Below are 533 nucleotides of genomic sequence, written 5' to 3' on the forward strand. Positions count from 1 at the left end.
CGCCCGAAAGTTCGTGGCCACGGTGAGCCACGACGAACCCGACAGCGAAGAACTGAGCTACCTGAGCGAACAGAGCAAGGGGCGGCTGGTCGTCGTCGACGTTCGTGAAGGCGTGGACGTGGGGTCCGTCCTGTCCGCTGCCGCCGCCCGCGGGGTGCAGTTCCAGATCGTGTTCGGGGGAGTCTCCGTCCTGCAGCGTCAGTCCTTCGGGTCCCTGACCGTGGACCTCACCGGTGAGCGGCACGAGGTCGACCGGACGATCGACGAACTCTCCCAGCTGACAACCGTGAAGGAGGTTTCGGCATGAACTGGTCCGTCCTCGGCCCCCAACTGCTGACCGCCATCGGCGAGACCCTCTACATGGTCGCGCTGACCATGGTGATCGCCGGCCTGATCGGTCTTTTCTTCGGCGTTGCCCTGTACGTGACGCGCCCCGGCAACCTCTACGCGAGCCGGGCCGTGAACACCGCGATCAACCTGGTGGTCAACTTCGTCCGCCCCATCCCCTTCATCATCCTGTTGGCCGCCCTGGG

At 65.5% G+C, this 533-nt stretch carries 1 protein-coding gene and 1 pseudogene; both read left to right on the forward strand.

The genetic code is table 11. The annotated features are described in order from the left end of the window. The coding region (locus GTW58_RS13900) for an NIL domain-containing protein (protein ID WP_280842335.1) at positions 1-307 on the forward strand (307 nt) is incomplete at its 5' end. Then, positions 304-533, forward strand: a pseudogene (locus GTW58_RS13905) (ABC transporter permease); the annotation flags it as partial. The gene GTW58_RS13900 and the pseudogene GTW58_RS13905, both read left to right, overlap by 4 nt.

The organism is Kocuria subflava (assembly GCF_012163155.1).
Taxonomy (GTDB): Bacteria; Actinomycetota; Actinomycetes; order Actinomycetales; family Micrococcaceae; genus Kocuria; species Kocuria subflava.